20 protein-coding genes are annotated in these 17,874 nt (G+C 40.7%); 7 read left to right on the top strand and 13 right to left on the bottom strand.

Features of this window, described 5'->3' with window-relative positions; translation table 11 throughout:
- Nucleotides 1–10: 10 nt before the first annotated feature.
- The 4 genes from spoVAD to AC0VZ9_RS07800 all read right to left on the bottom strand — a co-directional run bounded on the left by spoVAD (nucleotide 11) and on the right by AC0VZ9_RS07800 (nucleotide 2,670).
- Complete coding sequence (spoVAD, locus tag AC0VZ9_RS07815; protein WP_009331178.1) at nucleotides 11–1,024, bottom strand: stage V sporulation protein AD; 1,014 nt, start codon at nucleotides 1,022–1,024, stop codon at nucleotides 11–13.
- Complete coding sequence (spoVAC, locus tag AC0VZ9_RS07810) at nucleotides 1,024–1,494, bottom strand: stage V sporulation protein AC (protein WP_009331179.1); 471 nt, start codon at nucleotides 1,492–1,494, stop codon at nucleotides 1,024–1,026. Before spoVAC ends, spoVAD begins: the two co-directional genes overlap by 1 nt.
- A 15-nt stretch (nucleotides 1,495–1,509) precedes the next feature.
- Nucleotides 1,510–1,980: a YhcN/YlaJ family sporulation lipoprotein gene (locus tag AC0VZ9_RS07805; protein ID WP_009331180.1), complete on the bottom strand. Its 471-nt coding sequence runs from the start codon at nucleotides 1,978–1,980 to the stop codon at nucleotides 1,510–1,512.
- A gap of 336 nt (nucleotides 1,981–2,316) precedes the next feature.
- A complete protein-coding gene (locus tag AC0VZ9_RS07800; protein WP_071156859.1) occupies nucleotides 2,317–2,670 on the bottom strand; it encodes a DUF1360 domain-containing protein in 354 nt (117 codons plus the stop codon).
- Nucleotides 2,671–2,801: 131 nt separating this feature from the next.
- Between AC0VZ9_RS07800 and AC0VZ9_RS07795 the strand changes: the two genes are divergently transcribed.
- Nucleotides 2,802–3,305: a CotY/CotZ family spore coat protein gene (locus tag AC0VZ9_RS07795; RefSeq protein WP_009331183.1), complete on the top strand. Its 504-nt coding sequence runs from the start codon at nucleotides 2,802–2,804 to the stop codon at nucleotides 3,303–3,305.
- 65 nt (nucleotides 3,306–3,370) lie between these two features.
- On the opposite strand, the gene AC0VZ9_RS07790 is transcribed toward AC0VZ9_RS07795, so the two are convergent.
- The 4 genes from AC0VZ9_RS07790 to mgtE form a co-directional block, all read right to left on the bottom strand.
- On the bottom strand, nucleotides 3,371–3,913 hold the full coding sequence (locus AC0VZ9_RS07790; RefSeq protein ID WP_071156857.1) for a CotO family spore coat protein: 543 nt from the start codon (nucleotides 3,911–3,913) through the stop codon (nucleotides 3,371–3,373).
- A 116-nt stretch (nucleotides 3,914–4,029) separates the two neighbouring features.
- Nucleotides 4,030–4,800, bottom strand: coding sequence for an enoyl-ACP reductase FabI (gene fabI, locus AC0VZ9_RS07785; RefSeq protein WP_019381498.1), 771 nt, complete (start codon nucleotides 4,798–4,800; stop codon nucleotides 4,030–4,032).
- 137 nt (nucleotides 4,801–4,937) lie between these two features.
- On the bottom strand, nucleotides 4,938–6,797 hold the full coding sequence (locus AC0VZ9_RS07780) for a monovalent cation:proton antiporter family protein (RefSeq protein ID WP_009331189.1): 1,860 nt from the start codon (nucleotides 6,795–6,797) through the stop codon (nucleotides 4,938–4,940).
- Nucleotides 6,798–6,809: 12 nt separating this feature from the next.
- The gene (gene mgtE, locus AC0VZ9_RS07775; protein WP_475397191.1) at nucleotides 6,810–8,189 is read right to left on the bottom strand and encodes a magnesium transporter; all 1,380 of its coding nucleotides are present in this window, start codon (nucleotides 8,187–8,189) and stop codon (nucleotides 6,810–6,812) included.
- 386 nt (nucleotides 8,190–8,575) lie between these two features.
- On the opposite strand from mgtE, the gene prpE reads away from it, so the two are divergent.
- Nucleotides 8,576–9,310 carry a bis(5'-nucleosyl)-tetraphosphatase PrpE gene (prpE, locus tag AC0VZ9_RS07770; RefSeq protein WP_071156853.1) on the top strand — a complete coding sequence of 245 codons (735 nt, stop codon included), beginning with the start codon at nucleotides 8,576–8,578 and terminating at the stop codon, nucleotides 9,308–9,310.
- 26 nt (nucleotides 9,311–9,336) lie between these two features.
- On the opposite strand, the gene AC0VZ9_RS07765 is transcribed toward prpE, so the two are convergent.
- From AC0VZ9_RS07765 to AC0VZ9_RS07750, 4 genes are all read right to left on the bottom strand, one after another.
- Nucleotides 9,337–10,221: an RluA family pseudouridine synthase gene (locus AC0VZ9_RS07765; RefSeq protein ID WP_217029992.1), complete on the bottom strand. Its 885-nt coding sequence runs from the start codon at nucleotides 10,219–10,221 to the stop codon at nucleotides 9,337–9,339.
- A gap of 77 nt (nucleotides 10,222–10,298) precedes the next feature.
- On the bottom strand, nucleotides 10,299–11,093 hold the full coding sequence (locus AC0VZ9_RS07760) for an NAD kinase (protein ID WP_009331194.1): 795 nt from the start codon (nucleotides 11,091–11,093) through the stop codon (nucleotides 10,299–10,301).
- 25 nt (nucleotides 11,094–11,118) lie between these two features.
- Nucleotides 11,119–11,757, bottom strand: a complete 639-nt coding sequence (gene yjbM, locus AC0VZ9_RS07755) for a GTP diphosphokinase (RefSeq protein ID WP_009331195.1) — start codon at nucleotides 11,755–11,757, stop codon at nucleotides 11,119–11,121.
- Nucleotides 11,758–11,877: 120 nt separating this feature from the next.
- The gene (locus AC0VZ9_RS07750; protein WP_009331196.1) at nucleotides 11,878–12,243 is read right to left on the bottom strand and encodes a UPF0738 family protein; all 366 of its coding nucleotides are present in this window, start codon (nucleotides 12,241–12,243) and stop codon (nucleotides 11,878–11,880) included.
- Nucleotides 12,244–12,466: 223 nt separating this feature from the next.
- On the opposite strand from AC0VZ9_RS07750, the gene AC0VZ9_RS07745 reads away from it, so the two are divergent.
- The 5 genes from AC0VZ9_RS07745 (at nucleotide 12,467) to AC0VZ9_RS07725 (ending at nucleotide 15,943) form a co-directional block, all read left to right on the top strand.
- Entirely contained in the window at nucleotides 12,467–13,057 is a 591-nt protein-coding gene (locus tag AC0VZ9_RS07745) for a CYTH domain-containing protein (RefSeq protein WP_009331197.1), read from the top strand.
- A 32-nt stretch (nucleotides 13,058–13,089) separates the two neighbouring features.
- Nucleotides 13,090–13,731: a lytic transglycosylase domain-containing protein gene (locus AC0VZ9_RS07740; RefSeq protein ID WP_009331198.1), complete on the top strand. Its 642-nt coding sequence runs from the start codon at nucleotides 13,090–13,092 to the stop codon at nucleotides 13,729–13,731.
- A gap of 461 nt (nucleotides 13,732–14,192) precedes the next feature.
- Nucleotides 14,193–14,597, top strand: coding sequence for a globin domain-containing protein (locus tag AC0VZ9_RS07735; protein WP_009331199.1), 405 nt, complete (start codon nucleotides 14,193–14,195; stop codon nucleotides 14,595–14,597).
- Nucleotides 14,594–15,469, top strand: a complete 876-nt coding sequence (locus tag AC0VZ9_RS07730) for a ClpXP adapter SpxH family protein (protein ID WP_019381492.1) — start codon at nucleotides 14,594–14,596, stop codon at nucleotides 15,467–15,469. The genes AC0VZ9_RS07735 and AC0VZ9_RS07730 overlap by 4 nt, the downstream gene beginning before the upstream one ends.
- A 300-nt stretch (nucleotides 15,470–15,769) precedes the next feature.
- Nucleotides 15,770–15,943: a hypothetical protein gene (locus tag AC0VZ9_RS07725; RefSeq protein WP_019381491.1), complete on the top strand. Its 174-nt coding sequence runs from the start codon at nucleotides 15,770–15,772 to the stop codon at nucleotides 15,941–15,943.
- 106 nt (nucleotides 15,944–16,049) lie between these two features.
- On the opposite strand, the gene pepF is transcribed toward AC0VZ9_RS07725, so the two are convergent.
- On the bottom strand, nucleotides 16,050–17,867 hold the full coding sequence (pepF, locus tag AC0VZ9_RS07720) for an oligoendopeptidase F (protein WP_475397190.1): 1,818 nt from the start codon (nucleotides 17,865–17,867) through the stop codon (nucleotides 16,050–16,052).
- Nucleotides 17,868–17,874 lie beyond the last annotated feature (7 nt).

Below are 17,874 nucleotides of genomic sequence, written 5' to 3'. Positions count from 1 at the left end.
AACATCCTCTTTAAGTCATTTCGATTGAAACTGCATGTGCAATACAGGGGATGCTTTCACTCTGCTGGAATGTCAATGGTGATAATAAAGCGCCCGTCGCGACAACAAGGATTCTCTTGTAAGTCCCTTGTTTCATTTGATTCAAAAGGTGTCCGTACAAAACAGCAGCCGAGCACCCTGCGCCGCTTCCTCCAGACTGGACTGGCTGATCATCTTTATAAATCATTAATCCGCAATCTTTAAATTTCTCTCTATCTATGTTCAATCCATTATTTTTGAGCAGTTCATAAGCTGTTTCCTGGCCAATTCTCCCAAGATCCCCTGTGACAATCAGATCGTAATGAGATGGATCCAGCTGCATGTCTTTGAAGTGTGCAGTAATGGTATCTGCTGCTGCCGGCGCCATAGCTCCTCCCATATTAAAAGGATCTGTCAAACCCATGTCGATTACTTTGCCGATTGTAGCAGAAGTGGTAACCGGCAAATTCGAACCAGCTGCGTTTGCTGAGACCAGTGCCGCACCTGCACCAGTTACTGTCCACTGTGCTGTTGGAGGCTTTTGGCCTCCGTATTCTGTCGGGTATCTGAATTGTTTTTCAACAGCCGCATTATGGCTGGAAGCTCCTGTCAAAACGTGATCAGCACCACGGTAATTAACAATGAAGGATGCCAGCGCAAGTCCTTCCATTGAAGTTGAACAAGCTCCGAAAACCCCGAAATATGGGATTTGTATCGTTCTTGCACTTAAACTTGAAGGTGTTATCTGATTGATTAAATCCCCGGCAATATAAAATTGTACATCCTCCTTTTGGACATTTGCCTTATTTAAGGCAGTCTGTCCCGCCTCTTCCAAAAGGATCCGATGTGCTTTCTCATAAGAGTCTTCACCCATCCACAAATCATCATGCAGAACATCAAAATCCTCTGACAGATTGCCGTTTGCCTCAAATGGCCCGCCGGAAACACCTGCAGCTGCAATTACCGGACGGTTTTGAAAGACCCAGGATTGTTTTCCCTTTAGCATTAAATAACCCCCCAAATAATTAATAGCGTTTTAATTAGGGCCACGACGAAAGCCGAAAACACACCAAAAAGAATAACCGACCCTGCAAGCTTGAACATGTTTCCCCCTACACCCAGGACAAAGCCTTCCGTTCGATGCTCAATAGCAGCTGAAATTACAGCATTTCCAAATCCCGTTACAGGAACTGCACTGCCTGCTCCGCCGAACTGGCCCAAACGGTCATAAACGCCAAAACCTGTCAGCAGCATGGAGATAAAGATCATGGTAGCAACAGTTGGATTTCCGGCTGTCTGTTCGGTAAAGTTAAAAAAGTAGATATAAAAATAAGTTATTGCCTGTCCAACAACACAGATGAGACCTCCCACCCAGAAAGCACGAATGCAATTTTTCAGGACTGGGCGCTTCAGCTCATGCTTTTGCTCAAGCTTCTCATATTGCTGCTGTTCCGGTGTTTTTGTTTTTTTACTCATGCCGCTGCTCCCTTCCTATGTCATTTCATTTTTAAGCTTTATGATTTTATCAAGTTTCTTTTTAGCCTTTTTGTCTGTAAAATTGGGATCTTTCATTTTTTCCTGGAGCTCTACTGCCTCAATAAAGATTTTATAATCGCTTGAAACAATGAAGTTCTCATCAGGGTATTTCTCCTCAAGCATTTTTGTCATTTTCTTTTCAATTTTTTTCATGTGGAATCGCTGCAAATGCTTCACTTTGTAAGCAACTAGAGTATCCCCATTGCTCTTTACCACTGCAACATCATAAAGTTCTTTCATTTTTTCGACGTCATGTTCAATGTTTTCAACTAAATCCAAATTTCCCTTTGTATTTTTATCAATTAATACAGCAGGGGGATTAGTCGTTTTGAGCAGCGCAAGGTCGCTCTCTGTCACCTTTCCATCTCCGCTGCAGCCTGATAATAAGATCAGTGAAAATGCAATAAACGATAAAAGTTTTTTCATAATAGTCCCTTCCTATGTAGAATCTTTAATTATATTGTCCTCGAATAGTTTTGGATTTATGAATATTACTTCCCATCCTATTTTTCCCAGAAGAAAACAATAAAAAAAAGCCGGGACCTCCGGCTATTGAGCTTTCTTCGTTTTTTTTCCGCAGCCGCACCCCTTTTTCTTTTTCTTGCTGACCGGCTGTGTTTTTTCCGCGTGCTGATCCTTATGATTCTTTAACATCATTGAGGCCCTCCATTAACAATAATTTTCCTCTTTTTAATTTATGCTGAGCCTCAAAGCTTGTGTAAAACAAACGCCCACATGCTGGAACAAATAGCTATAAGCAAATTAATTAATTAATTTTTGCACCAGAGATTCTATAATAGCTGCAAGTCCGGCAACTGCTAAAATCAGCAGCACCGGAGCTGCCAATGATGCATAGAAGTAATATAACAAATATAAAAAAACCGCACTCCACACACCAGTACACCAGTAACAGCTTAAAAGTTCTCCCAAGAAACCTCGCAATTTTCCATCTTTCACAACCAAAAAAACTTCAATTTCGCCGTTTTCATCCTTTTCTTCAACCTCTTCCAAAAAAGGCTTGCGCAAAAACTCGGTAATTTTATCAAATACAATCAGTCTGGTCAGCCTGAAGCTTGCAAGAGCAAAAATCAGCAGTTCCATAGGTGTTATGTCCATTTTTTTCACCTCCAATGTAAAAAAATAGCCTATTTTTTCAAAAAACAAGGCGTTTGTCCGTAACCCATAGGGCACTTCGGCAATATGTTAGTAGTGTAGACCACAAGAAACAAACAAGGAGGAAAACAAAAATGGGTTGTGGAAAAAAAGACGACTTCAAAGGCAAAAGCTGTGTATGTGAAGTAGTTCGTGCTATAAAAGATATTCAAGATAACGCAGAAGATGTGTGCGAATGCCCTTCCAACTGTTTCCTGGAGCCGCTTGGAGCGATATCACCTTCAAACAGAAAGCGCCATAAGCGTCCGGATACACGCGTATTCACATTAAAAACTGCGGACGGTTCACCATTCCATGCATTCTTTACAGGAAATGACTGTGCATGTGTTTCGATCTTTTTTAGAGTAGAAGAAGTATTCGATAACTGCTGCGCGGTGCTTCGTGTACTGGAGCCGGTTAACAGAAAAGAAGGCCCTGACAAGACAGTAAACCTTGCAGATGACTGCTGCATCGACTTAAGAAAGGTTTGCGAAGTTGACTACTTCCGCAGTACAAATGACTGTGTTACCGTTGATTTAACATGTTTCTGCGCTGTTCAATGTATTGCAGATGTTGACCTGGATATCTGTGAAGACTAATTAAATGCAGCCAGCCGACCATTCGGCTGGCTATTTTTTTGGCCGATTTCCGCCAGAGTTTAGTTTTACCTTCTTAGTCCAATCATTTTAACTGTATTTAAAGATTGAAGATTTAATTGCTCAATTGTATCATCGAACAACTTAATCTCGATCCATTCTTCATTTTTTGAAACCAGAAATCCTCTTATTGCCTTCTCGCCGGTTTCAAATATACAGGGTATAGGCGGAAGCTGTTTAGGAAAATCAATTAAGTAATCCAGGCGCTCAAGAGTGTCCATTTCCTTAAAGCTTTTTACACGATTGAAAGCCGGCTTTCTTTTTTCCGACGTAAACGCAAAGGATGCACTTTCTTTTTTCTCTTCCCTGCCTGCTTGGAATTCTTCAATAGCTTCCTTCACCTTTATTTCGGTCATATTTTCGTTTTTTTCTTCGGGCATCGCCTGTTCATTTATTTTGTCTGCGGGTTCCGGTACACTTTCTTTTTGTTCCAGTTTACGATCCAGCTCTGCTTTTCTGCTGGAGTAGACTGTTTGCATCCTGGTTTCTGGAAATTGAAAACTCGGCTGCTGTATATAAAATAATGGTTCCTTCACTTTTTTCTCAGCCATTTTTTGCCCACCTCCGCTAATCTTATTGTTCGTCGTATTATATGTATGCAGAAGATGGGCTTTCGTTTCTGATGGAAATAAAAAAAGCCCGCTCACATTGGAGCAGGCAATTTCTATTACAGAATATGATAACCGGAATCTACGTGAATATTTTCACCCGTTATTCCTCGGGACAGGCTGCTGAATAAGAATAAAGCTGTATCCCCTACTTCTTCCGGTGTTGTTGTTTTACGTAGAGGAGCCCGTTCTTCAATTTCTTTCAGGATAGAATTGAACTCGCTGATTCCTTTTGCAGAAAGAGTCCTGATTGGACCTGCTGAAATGGAATTGACCCGAATTCCATCTTTACCGAGGTCGTTTGCCAAATATTTGACACTTGCGTCAAGGGAGGCTTTTGCTACACCCATAACATTATAATTTTTCACAACCTTTTCACCGCCAAGGTATGTGAGAGTCACAATGCTTCCGCCTTCTGTCATTAAGCCTTTTGCTTCCTTGGCAACGGCAGTCAATGAATAAGAGCTGATATTGTGAGCTAAAAGAAACCCGTCTCTTGTGGTGTTCATATATTCTCCCTGAAGTTCTTCTTTATGGGCAAAGGCGATGCAGTGGGCAATTCCATGAATTACACCAGCTTCCTCCTTAATCGTGCCAAAGCATTTCGCGATGTCTTCATCACTTGTTACATCACAAGGAAGAACTAATGAATGTGCATCCTCCAATGATTCAGCCAGTTCACGCACACTTTTCTCAAGTCTTTCTCCCGCATATGTAAAAATTAAACGGGCACCAGCATCATGAAGGGATTTGGCAATTCCCCATGCAATACTTCTTTTATTTGCCACACCCATTACAACGAATGTTTTGCCATTTAGTGAAAGAGTCATTTTAAAATCCTCCTGATTTATTATTACATGTTATTAGTACCTAGTACTAATTGTACATCAATTTACCTGAAAAGAAAAGCCGAAAAAATCCTGCTATTAAAGCAGAACTTTATCGGCAAGAAAGATGCCGGAGAGCCCTAACACCATTCACAAAATTCAAGTTCCCTTTTTAATTCATCAACGTACTCCTTAGATCCCGTAACAATCAGGCGGTCATTAACATGCAGTTCAGTATCCCCGTGCGGAACAATAGAATCCTTTCCTCTAAATATACGTACGAATATTACATCCCCTGTAAACGGGAATCGCCGAAGCATCATGCCTTCAAACTGCTCATTCTTTAATCGGATCTCGTATAAAGCTGTTTCCTGGTTCGTTAAAATGTTTACCACACTCGGTGATTCGATTAAAGCACGAAGCAGCGCCTTAGACGAAAGAATGGTTGAAAACAGCTCAATATCATGTTCCCGTAATGTTTCTTCCATATCAGGGCTTTCCATCCGGCAAATGACACGATCCACTCCTTTTTCTTTAAAAGCAATAGATAATGTGGCATTTGTCTCTTCATCCCCTGTCGAGATTACTACAATATCTGACTCAACTGCTTCTGTACCTTCAAAATTTTCAATATCAAATTCATCAATTTCAATGATATCAAACAAAGAATCAGCTATCTGCTTTTCCGCCTTTTCCTGCTTTTTATGATACAAAGCTGGTTCGTAAAGGGATGATTTAAGTTCATTATAGATCGGCATCGTCATTTGATTAGCACCAATGAACGATACTTTTAGCTTTTTCTCTTCGGCCGCTTCCATAGGGAATAGCTTTTTAAAGACTACAGGAGTAAATATACTCGTTATGACAGCGACTAAAATCAAGGTTCCGCTCATTTCGGCGGTAATGACATCCATTCTTTCACCAATAGTTGCTGCAGCAATAACAAGGGAAAGAGTTGACGTTAATAAAAACCCTGAAGCAATAACAGTTTTAATGTCATACCATCTTTTTAAAATATAGATTGGTAAAAGTTTTGAAAGCAGCAGTGCAATCAGCAGCAACGGAATAAGCATTAGCAATTTAGGATCTCCAAACAATGTCCATACGTCGAGATCCACCCCTACCATCACAAAGAAAATAGGGATGAGGAATCCATATCCAAAGGAATCCAGTTTATGGATCATTTCCTGATTTGGCGCCAGCAATGATACGAGCACTCCGGCCAGGAAAGCACCTAATATATTCTCTGCCCCAACTGTTTCTGATAACGCCACCAGGAAAATGATCAGTGCAAATACTGCTCTTGTTCCAATCTGAACAGTCCCAGTAGACATCGCTTCAAGAAAATTAAGGTTTTTGAACCTTCTGCCTAGGAAATACAGCAATACTCCTACGCCAAATAGGACGAGAAGCAGCCAGGTATTCCCTCCGCCTGTGTCATTTAAAGAAACAAACACAGCCAGAAGAATCATCGTAGCCAAATCAGCAATAACGGCAATCAGCAGAATGATTTGGCCTATGCCTGTTTTCATTAAATGGGCTTCCTTAAGTGTTGGAACCACTACTCCCAGAGAAATGGTCGAAATAATTAATGTCATTAAAAAGGCATTATCAATGAATCCTGCCCAGACAAATAAATACGATAGACCTAATGAAACCAAAAATATTCCTATAAATACAATAGAAGACACAGCAAAAGAGTTTGGCTCAAGCTTCCCGCTTGGGAGCTTTACTCTCTTCTTTGCCGAAGAGAAAGCTGTAAAGTCAATTTCCAGACCGCTCAAGAACATTAGAAATATAAATCCAAGAGTCGAAAGAGTTTCCAGCCACATATCCTCATGCACGATATCAAAGCCGCTTTTACCGATAATCAAACCTATAAGAATCTCTGCCACCACTACAGGGATGAAATTAATTTTCAGCCGGTGCAGCAAAATGGGCGTGATAAAAGCAGCCAATATCACAATGACCAGCGAAGCTACCGATGCTCCATGTTCCATAACATAACCCCCTTAACCTGTTAAGTAGTTCATAAATAATGTCGCCATTCCAAAATAAATTAAAATACTGATTAGATCATTAATAGTTGTAATAAATGGACCTGAGGCTACAGCCGGGTCAATTTTCATCCTGTGCATTAGCAATGGGATCAGCGCACCGGCAAGGGTGGCGACTATCAACGTAAACAAAATTGAAACGCCAACTAAAACACCAAGAAAGAAATTTCCTTTCCAGAAGTAAACAATGAAAGTTACAAGAACGCCGCAAATTCCGCCATTAATTAACCCAGTCCCGGCTTCCCTTATCACCAGTTTCCACTTATTTTCTTTCTCCAGGTCACCTGTAGCAATACCCCGGACAGCAACAGCCAATGCCTGAGTCCCTGTATTTCCTGCCATCCCTGCAATAAGAGGAATGAAAACAGCCAGAATGGCAACCTTATCCAGGGTATCCTCAAATCTTCCGATAAGGCTTGCAGTTAACATACCCAAAAACAGCAGGATGATAAGCCAGGGGAGCCGTTTACGTGCTGCAGAAACTGGATTCCTGTCAATATGATCCATATCCGATACAGCAGCCAATTTGGAATAATCATCAGATGCTTCTTCTTCCATGACATCCATGACATCATCAACTGTAATAATACCCAGCAAATGGTTTTGAAAATCCACAACCGGTACGGCGAGGAAGTTATAGTCCTTAATTTTTCTTGCGACTTCTTCCTGATCTTCACCAACTGATACGGAAACTACCCTGTCATTTGTAATTTCCGAAATCATTGTATCATCATCACTTACTATTAAATCCCTTAATGAAATAACGCCAATAAGTTTTTTTTCGTCATTTACAACGTACACATAATAAATGGTTTCCGCTCTTGGCGCTTCATTTTTCAGGATATACATAGCTGAACGAACCGTCTGATTGGCTGACAGTGAGACAAATTCCGTCGTCATGATACTTCCTGCTGTATATTCTTCGTAATGAAGCAAATCCTTAATTTCTTTTGCCGATTCATCATCCATAATTGTCAAATAGCTGACAACCTGGTCTTTATCCAGTTCATTTAAAACATCAACGGCATCATCGGCATACATTTCTGAAAGCATATCCGCCGCATAGTGGGGGTTCATCTCAGCAAGGACATCTTTATAATCTTCTTCCTCAATCTCCAGATTTTCAAATAGAGCTGCCATTTCTTCCGGAGAGAGATAATGATAAATTTTCGCCCGGATTTCCTCATCCAGATCTTTAAAAAATGAAGCCTGATCATAAGGGTGCATATCAAGAAATTCTTTCCTGAAGATATCAATTTCTTCATTTTGTAAAGATTGGATTAAAAGACTGGTATTGATGTAGGAATCTGCCCTTTCCACTGTGTGATCTTCCATAGAGATTACCTCCTCTCATACAATGAAATCATCCTTTTGAAATTCATTCGCAGCACAGGAACCTGAGATAAATGGGAACAATTTCATTCTTGCTGTGGAACTGATATTGCCAGCGGTATTTTTGTTAAACACGAACCACGAGCATCTTGCCCGTTAAAAAACGTCACAGGAAAACGTACTTCACTATACTAGCAAATCTTTGTTTTTTTGTCGTCTCTGAACATTCATAACTTCAAATGAACGGTTATGTACTTTTCATAATTTTAATTTTCCCATTCCTTAAACTTAAAACCGTTAAAGCTTTCTCTGCAGGCTGAAAATAAACGTCATGATAAATATTATGAAAATTGATATCATAACAGTAGAACTATTAAAGGAGCCTATATATGAGACTTGATATTATTGGTGATATTCACGGCTGCTTTGCTGAATTTAAAGAACTGACTTTGAAAATGGGCTATAGTTGGAAGAGGGGATTTCCTGTCCACCCTAGTAATAGAAAACTCGCCTTTGTTGGAGACTTAACAGACAGAGGACCAGAATCTCTGGCAGTCGTCGAATCAGTATATAACCTTGCCGCAAATGACCTGGCGTACTATGTCCCGGGCAATCATTGCAATAAACTATACCGCTACTTTCTAGGGAATAAAGTTCAAATTACACATGGCCTGGAAACCACAGCAGCTGAATACGAGCAGCTGGACCCGCAATCACAGATGGAAATTAAACGTAAATTTATGGAATTATATGAAAGCGCACCGCTATACCATGTACTTGACAACAATAAACTGGTAATCGCCCATGCTGGAATTAAGGAAAGCTACATTGGGAAGCATTCATCCAAAGTTAAAACCTTTGTTCTTTACGGAGATATAACTGGAGAAAAAAATCCTGACGGGACCCCCGTGAGACGGGATTGGGCTAAACAGTATGAGGGTAAGCCAGCGGTCGTCTATGGGCATACTCCTGTAAAGGAAGTCAGGAAAATCAATAACACCTATAATATTGATACAGGTGCTGTTTTTGGAAATAAATTAACCGCAATTAGATATCCGGAAATGGAATTAATGTCTGTCCAATCAGGCATGCCTTATGCAGAAGAGAAGTTTAGGAAGATTTAATCCAAAAAGCCGGCAAATGCCGGCTTTTACAATAGACAATTCATATCTTCTGGGAGCTCCTGTTCAAACATGAGGGTTCTGTGCAGAAAGGGATGATAGAAGGAAAGGCTGCAGCAGTGCAGTGCCTGCCTCCTGATTAACTGTCTTGTGCCTCCATACAATTCATCACCTGCAAGAGGATAACCAAGCCATGCCAAATGGACTCTGATCTGATGAGTTCTGCCAGTTTCAAGCTTTAATTTTACATGTGTAAATTCTTTGCGCCGGCTGATTACCTGATAATGAGTACATGCATATTGTCCTGCCTCACTAACTTCCCGCTCAATAATACTGTCTTTTTTTCTCGCAATCGGCTGTTCTATAGTACCCGCATCCCGGCTGATTGTCCCTTCTGCAAAGGCTTCATACGTCCGCTGGATTTTACGGAAGCGCTGCTGCTGGCTAAACAAATGATGCACGTGCCTGTGTTTCGCAATTAAAACCAAGCCAGAAGTATCCCGATCGAGTCGAGTCACGATATGCGCAGCAGACTTTAAGCCTATTCGCTGATAGTATCCAATCAGCCGATTAGCCAAACTTCCCGAAGGATGTTCTCTGGAAGGAATGGTACTCACACCTGCCGGTTTATTTACTATAAGAAGATAAGCATCTTCATAAAGAATATCAAGGGGCAAGTCTTCCCCCTTCATACCTTTACTGGGAACTTCTTCAGGGAAACCAACCTGAAGAATATCTCCTTCCTTTAGCTCATAGCGGACATTGACTTCCTGATTGTTCACTTTAATGAAGCCCCCGGCAAATTTTATGTCAGTGAGTGCAGTTTTAGAAATATCATTTTCTTTTAAAAATCCCCTGATTAACGAGCCCGCCTGCGGGGCAGTAATTTTCCATTGTAATTCAAAACGCGCCATGAGCTATAGGCTCCTGTTCTGTTAGAAGTAACGGGCTTATTAAAATAAGCGATTCTAAATACTGCAGGGTTTCTTTTTCAATCAGCAACAAAGGAATCGTGAACCCTTTTCCAAAATGGGAATGGCCTGAACCTGGCAAAACGGATTTTTTCATCCGCCACTCTGAATTGTATTGATTTTACATCTTTATGAAGAAGAGTCAAATGATCAATAGTAATTTGAAAATCCGGCTCGTTCACAGGCTTCAGCATGCATGTATGGTGTGCCGGCAGTACGAGCGGAGAGCCCACTGTACGGAATACCTTGTTATTAATGGAAGCCATTTCAGCAAGCTGGATGGCAGGCAAGGAAGGATGCAGAATGGCACCCCCCAGCGCCTTATTATAAGCTGTACTCCCTGATGGAGTAGAAACACAAAGACCATCTCCCCGGAACCGTTCAAAATGCTGGCCGCGTATTTCCACATCCATTACTAATGTACCTTCCACCGCTTTGACTGTCGATTCATTCAATGCAAGATAACGGGTTTCTTTGCCGCCATGCTGGTAGCGGATAATCACTTCCAGGAGCGGATATTCAATCACCTGATACGGGGTTTTGGCAATTGCAATGACAAGCTTTTCGATTTCCTCCGGAACCCAGTCTGCATAAAACCCGAGATGCCCTGTATGTATACCCACAAACGCGGTCTTGTCCAGACGGCTGCTGTATCGGTGAAAGGCATAAAGCAAGGTGCCATCCCCGCCTACCGATATGACTATATCAGGCTCTTCTTCATCATATGTAAGCTCGAAGTCCAATAAATAGGTTCTCATTTTGTGCATGAGTGTATTAGATTTTGAATCTCCTTTTGAGGTAATGGCAAATTTCATCTTATCCAAGCTCCTCTTTTATACGTTAGTTTTCTCCCTTTTGCTGTTTTTCCTTTTTCCTTGTAAAGAATGCCTGGGCATCCTGAATCTCACCGCGAATGAGTGACATTTCTTCATCAAGCCTGAAAGCAGCCTCTGCCGCTCTCTGGAGCCTCATCTGGATATCTTCAGGGAATTGGCCCTTATATTTATAATTTAAGGAATGTTCAACCGTGGCCCAGAAATTCATGGCAAGCGTTCTAATTTGAATCTCTGCCAGGATTTTCTTCTCTCCTTTTATTGTCTGAACAGGATATCGGATCACGACATGGTAAGAGCGGTAACCGCTTGCTTTTTTATGAGATATGTAATCTCTTTCTTCAACTATTTCAAAATCATTTCTTTGTCTTAATAGTTCAACCACTCTCTTAATATCATCTACAAATTGGCACATCATTCTAACACCGGCAATATCCTGCATTTCAGATTCCAATTTGTCGAGAGGAATGCCTTTTTGGTTTGCCTTATCAAGAATGCTTGCAATAGGCTTTACCCTCCCAGTAACAAATTCAATCGGGGAATGAGTAGAATCCATTTCAAATTGGCTTCTCATGCCTTTTAGCTTTATTTTTAATTCTTCGACGGCCTGTTTATATGGCGCCAAAAATAAATCCCAATGCTTCACCTGCAACACCACCAAATATCCGAAGTTAGAAAAGCGCAAGCGCCTCGTTCACCCCCGACTTCGAGAGGGGGCAACACAGCCTATCTCTTTATCCAAGTTTTTCGTTATTGAAACATTTAATTAAAATAAGTTCTCTACTTTTTCTACCATTTCATTTCCATAATTGCTGTTCCCACGGATATTTTCTACTAAATCTCCTAATTCCTCATGAAAGCCTGCCAGTTCAATGCGAGCATGATTACGATCTGAAGCAAATACACGCATCTGGCCATCCAGTGCCTTTTTTAGTTCCGGCCAGACTATTTCCGGAAGCGATATATATGTATAATCATCATTTTGTTCTGCTATGTAAATAAATGAAAGGTTGTCGGAATCAGCCAATATTTGCTGCATGGCAGTTAAGCCTGAGACTGTTCCAGCTTCTATCCCCAAAATTAATTCATTTTCAATCCATTCTGCATTTACAACTGTAAGTTTCTGTTTCATTTTTCTACCTCCATTGTCACTACCTATTCTATCGCAGATTTTATGGACAGTAAAACCCCTGATTCAATTTTCACTGCCCACAGTCCTGCACCCCGAAAGTTCAGTTAAACATGCAAACTCCCCTGATGACTTTATCACAATAATAAAAAAAACTTCAAAGATTGAAGTCCATGCTGATTAAGGAGATAATACAGGAAATTACTTATAGCTGAGGTGTAGTGGCTTGTCTAACAAAAATATTGAAATTGAATTTAAAAACATGGTCAACAGAGAAGAATTTTCCTCATTAATAGATTTTTTTAATATAAGAAGCGAGGATTTTTCCGAACAGGAGAATCATTACTTCGATACACCGGATTTTTTATTGAAGGCTAAAGGAAGTGCCTTAAGGATTAGGGAGAAAAACGGCTCATTTGAATTGACTCTTAAACAGCCTCACCCTGAAGGGCTATTGGAAACCAATGAGAATCTTACTGAGTCCGAAGCTGCAGAGATGATCCGGACTGGGAAAATCCCGGCTGAGCTGATAATAAGATCCATAAAAGAGCTGGGCATAGAGACAGATAAACTTCAATACTTTGGCACTCTCGCAACAAAACGTGCCGAAAAGGAATACATGAAAGGATTGGCTGTTCTTGATCACAGCCGATATTTAAATAAGGAAGATTTTGAGTTAGAATATGAAGTGGATAACAGGAATGAAGGTGAATTGACATTTCTTAATTTGCTCAAACAGCTTAACATTCCTGTCAGGAAGACCGAAAATAAAATTAAGAGGTTTTATAACGAAAAATACAGACAGCAAAAGGATTAACAGAAGTACACCTTTTGCCAAGGAGCAATACAATGAACGTAAATCAGTTAAAAATATTAATGGAGCTGCAGGCACTGCAAGGTTTTAATAGTTCTACGCAAACGAATACTTCAAACCCTCTGTTTCAAGAGCTATTGGCCGGGTTAGTTACGGAAAGTCCCGGTTCATCACATCAAGTCACAGGAGGACTAGGAGCAATTGCGTCTCTGGAACCTTATATTAGTTCTTTACAAACAGATACCCTTGCAGCTGCAGCTCTTCCACCCCTTAAACTAACCAAATTTGCCGAAACTTCCAAAAGTGATTTTGATGATTTGATTCAAAAAGCCTCAGATTTGTTTAATGTACCTGTTAACCTGATTAAGTCAGTCATTAAACAGGAATCAAATTTTAATCCGAATGCAGTCAGTCATGCAGGTGCTTCCGGGCTTATGCAGCTGATGCCCGATACAGCCAAGGGGCTTGGCGTTGAAAATATCTTCGACCCTGAAGAGAACATTTTTGCCGGAGTCAAATATTTACGGCAAATGATGGACAGGTATGGTGAAAATGTTGAACTTGCACTGGCTGCCTATAATGCCGGACCTGGAAATGTAGATAAATACGGGGGAGTCCCCCCTTTTAGAGAAACACTGAATTACATAAAGAAAGTGACCTCTTCCTTTATGGCTTAAGGCTAATTTCCGCCGCCCGAATTTACCGGGCGGCTTTTTCATATCCTTTTCTGTGAATGTTTCGGATTGACGGCATGTGCTTAATCCATACTATAAGAAAAGCGCAAGCGCCTTGCCCATGAAGGAACGCAGACTAAGAACGCCACGTCCTGCCAAAAGCTACTGCTTTCAGTCATACGATTATCGCTGCCACAGCTTACCTGTCCTGTGGCAACGTCTGCATGACCCCCATCCTGGGTGCCTCACCTCGAGGTGGCAGGCTGATTGCTCCAGACAGTTATCTGCTTAAGAATTTAACATTTTCTTTTAAAAAAAAGAATCAAAGAGCGGGCGAAAGGGCTCAGTAAGCTATTTGTTTGAGATATAAATCCCTCATTGATAGAATATAAAGAGATCACATCACTCAATATTAAATAGGAAGTTTTTTTCAAACGAATTAACTCATAAAAGGAGTTTTAAATATGGCCGAGAAAATGCACACTCCCTTCGACGCTATTGGTGAGGAAAAGCTTCACCAGCTAATTGACGCTTTTTACCGGCGCGTAGGACAACATCCTGATCTCGTTCCTATTTTTCCAGATGACCTGACAGAGACAGCCAGAATACAAAAGCAGTTTATGACCCAGTATTTAGGGGGACCTCCTTTATATACTTCAGAACACGGACATCCGATGCTTCGTGCTCGGCACATGCCTTTTCCCATAACGGAAACACGGGCAAAGGCCTGGCTTTCATGCATGAATGAAGCAATGGACGAAATTAGGCTGGATGGGCGCTTGAGGGAAGACTTTTTTGCAAGGCTTGTGCTCACAGCCCAGCATATGATCAATACACCTGAAAACGGCGTGAAAGGTGAAAGCTCGTGAATAAGCCAGAATCGAATGCAAACAAGCTTACATCTCCACATTGCCACGGCAGTGAAAAAAAGCCAATAGAAGTCTATATGTTTGTTGATCCCCTTTGCCCAGAATGCTGGGCTTTGGAGCCAATTTTAAAAAAGCTCCTGATTGAATATGGCCGCTATTTTTCCATAAAGCACGTATTAAGCGGCAGGCTGGCAACGTTAAATATGGGTAAAAGGCAAAACTACGAAAACATTGCTGATTTGTGGGAGAAAACAGCAAGCCGCTCTGGAATGTCCTGTGACGGGAACGTCTGGTTCGAAAATCCGATTTCTTCTCCCCACCTGGCTTCAGTTGCCATTAAAGCCGCTGAATTGCAAGGGAGAAAAGCAGGCATCAGATTTTTACGCAAGCTTCAGGAGGTCTTATTTCTTGAAAAGCAGAATGTGTCTAATTTTGAAGTATTAAAGGATTGTGCTAAGGAAGTCGGCCTGGATGTCGTAGAATTTGTTTCTGATATTCATTCAGATAGTGCAGCAAAGGCTTTCCAATGTGATTTAAAAATCACTTCTGAAATGGATGTTCAAGAAATACCCACTCTTGTCTTTTTTAATGAAAATATAGAAGATGAAGGCATCAAAGTCACCGGTTATTATCCCTATGAAATTTATGAACAGATTTTGGAGGAAATGCTTCCTGCTAAACCTGAGCGTGCTGCTTTGCCGCCACTGGAATATTTCTTAAAATACTTTAAGCTAGTGGCCAGCAAGGAAATCTCCGTTGTATATAATATGTCAGACAGCGAAGTGAACAGGGAAATGAAAAAGCTTCAGCTAAAGCAAATAGCTGAATATGTACCTGCAAAATACGGTAATTTCTGGAGATATTCAGGGTAATGTAAAGCTGTGCAAAATGCACAGCTTTATTTTTTTCAATGAAAAAACCATGCATTTCATACGCACGGCTTTTTCGGGTTTTATACGAACAAAGGGGATGGGAGAAATTTTTCACGTCACAAACAAAAGGGGTAAATGTTTGTATGTGATCAACTTCACATCTGTAATATATCATGAGGTAACAGAAAATGACAATAAGTTTGTGCCTTATTTCACAATATTGTCAAAATCAAGTCATGACTGTCTGGACAACCGCATAAAATAATAGGGATGAAATCTTGCCAAGGAGGAGAATGCAATATGAAAAAACTGCCTGTATTATTAATGCTGATGCTCATCTTGCTCTCCTTTATTTTAAATATTTTCGGATTGATGAAGCTTATCCCCATTTTCATCACTTCACCTATTCTTTTTATTTCTCTCCTGATTCTATTTTTATATTTGAATGACCGAAGGCGATTTAAGGGATTTTGAACAATACTTAAAAGGTGCCAGACAAACGCCTGGCACCTTTTTATGAACTGCTTCTTAGCACGCAGCCTGCCCCTCGAGGTGCCTGGGGCAAGGCACTTTCGCTTATCTAAGAAAGCAAGCTTTCCATTTCGTTAAGCTTTTCCTCAAATACTTTGCAGGCATCTTCAATCGGCTTGCTGCTCGTCATATCAACACCAGCTTTCTTAAGCACCTCTATTGGATAATCTGAGCTGCCGGATTTCAGGAATTCAATGTATCTGTCAACTGCAGGCTGACCTTCCTGAAGAATTTGCTTGCTTAATGCAGTTGCCGCACTGAAGCCTGTTGCATACTGATAAACATAATAATTATAGTAGAAATGCGGGATTCTGGACCATTCCAGGCCGATTTCTTCATCAATAACGATGTCTTCTTCCCCAAAATACTTCTTATTGAGCTCATAATATTCTTTTGTCAATGAATCTGCGGTTAAAGCTTCATTGTTTTGCGCCTTTTTATGGATGAGATGTTCAAACTCTGCAAACATTGTCTGGCGGAAAACAGTTCCCCTAAAGCCTTCAAGATAATGATTCAGAAGATACAAACGCTTCTTATCATCATCTATTGTTTTGAGCAGATAATCATTTAAGAGGGCTTCATTACATGTGGATGCAACCTCTGCAACAAAAATTGAATAATTTCCATATGGATATGGCTGATATTTTCTTGTGTAATAGCTGTGAACAGAATGCCCAAACTCGTGAGCAAGTGTAAATAGATTGTTTACATTGTCCTGCCAGTTCATCAGTATATATGGATTTGTGCCATATGTTCCCGATGAATAGGCACCGCTTCTTTTGCCCTTATTCTCATGAACATCTACCCAGCGATTTTCAAAGCCCTCTTTTAGAATATTTAAGTAGTCCCCACCAAGCGGCTTTAGTCCTTTTAAGATTAGATCTTTTGCTTCTTTGTATGGGATTTCCATTTTTACTTCCTTCACCAAAGGAGTGTAAAGATCATACATATGAAGCTCCTCGACCCCAAGAACCTTTTTACGGAGTTTGACATATCGGTGAAGTAAGTGCAGGTTATCGTTAATGGTATTGACTAAATTTTCATAAACACTTTCAGGAATATTGTTCGCAGCAAGAGCAGCATGTCGTGCAGATTCATAATTGCGGATCTTTGCATTGAAATTATCCTTTTTAATATTTCCGCTTAGAGTGCTTGCGAAAGTATTGCGGAACTTCCCATAAGTCTCATATACCGCTTTGAATGCATCATGACGGACACGCTGCTCATCACTTTCGAGAAAACGGATGAATCTTCCATGAGTAATTTCAACATCTTCGCCATTTTCATCCTTAATGGACGGAAACTCCAAATCAGCATTATTCAGCATGCCAAATGTATTGCTTGAAGCCCCAAGCACCTCGGAAGCCTGGGCAAGGAGGGATTCCTGCTCAGCAGATAATACATGAGGCCTTTGGAGATTAATTTCCTCAAGGGAGTGCTTATATAATTGCAGCTCCGTTTTTTCCTCTAAAAAACCTGCAATCTTCGCTTCATCCTCAGCAAGCAATTCAGGAACAATATACGCGAGAACACTTGCAGCTTCTGAATATAAATTTTTAATTTTGTCATCCATGCTCTGATAAAATGAGTTTGTTGTATCCTGGTCATAACGCATATGGGCATATGTATAAAGCTTCCCAAGGCGCGAGAGTATATGATCCTGAAACTGCAGCGCTTCATATAATGTTTCAGCACTTTCCCCAAGCCTGCCTTGATACTTGCCTGCATTAGGGATTAGCTTTTGCACTTCATTATATTCCTTGTACCAATCTTCATCAGAAGGAAAAATATCCTCCAAACGCCAGGTATCTTCTGGTGAAATCTCATTCCTTGCCGGCAGTTTCTTCACAGTAGTCTCATTAGCCATTCATTCA

It is taken from the genome of Cytobacillus sp. QJM3NY_8 (assembly GCF_056173585.1).
This window is presented reverse-complemented; position numbering and strand designations above follow the sequence as displayed.